Annotated in this window: 2 protein-coding genes; both read left to right on the plus strand. The window is 59.3% G+C overall.

The genetic code is table 11. The annotated features are described in order from the left end of the window. Positions 1–246, plus strand: a 246-nt coding sequence (locus VQ042_RS25825) for an EAL domain-containing protein (protein WP_331823081.1), incomplete at its 5' end; no start/stop codon positions are given. 86 nt (positions 247–332) lie between these two features. After that, positions 333–482: an amidase family protein gene (locus VQ042_RS25830; protein ID WP_331823082.1), complete on the plus strand. Its 150-nt coding sequence runs from the start codon at positions 333–335 to the stop codon at positions 480–482. Positions 483–575: the final 93 nt, after the last annotated feature.

Genomic DNA, 575 nt, shown 5'->3' on the forward strand with positions numbered 1-575 from the left:
AAGACCCAGACAATCGTCGCAGGGGTAATCGAGACGGCTCGCGCTCTGGGGTTCACGGTAGTGGCTGAAGGAATCGAGGAGCAGGAAGTACTGGCAGTGCTCCGAGAGATGCGATGCGACTTCGGCCAAGGCTATTATATTTCGCATCCCCTCTGGGACGACGATTTGTTGGGCTGGCTCGCTGAAAAACAGGCGATTAGTGAATGCCCACCCCAACGGCATTATTCCTCAGGCGTCAGACGCTGACGGATCTCCCGTCCTTTTGGGACCAGCCGTATCCATCGCGGAAAGCCGAAAGGCCAAGCAATGCCGGCAAGAACGCGCAGGGCGAATTGCCGATCCGCCGGCTGCGCGAGGCCGGCGCGATCCTCCTCGGCAAGACGAACACGCCCGAATTCGCCGTCGAGGGCTACACGTCGAATGACCTCTTCGGCGCCACGCGCAATCCGTGGTCCCCGGATCTGATACCGGTCCGCGCTTGATCTGACTCGGTTGTGATTGTCTTGTTTTGGGTGAGCGTGATTCCCTGTTCCCGCCAATGGAGGGAACGAGCGATGGCCTTGAAGATCAACGAG

This window comes from Aurantimonas sp. A2-1-M11 (assembly GCF_036549475.1).
Lineage (GTDB): Bacteria > Pseudomonadota > Alphaproteobacteria > Rhizobiales > Rhizobiaceae > Aurantimonas.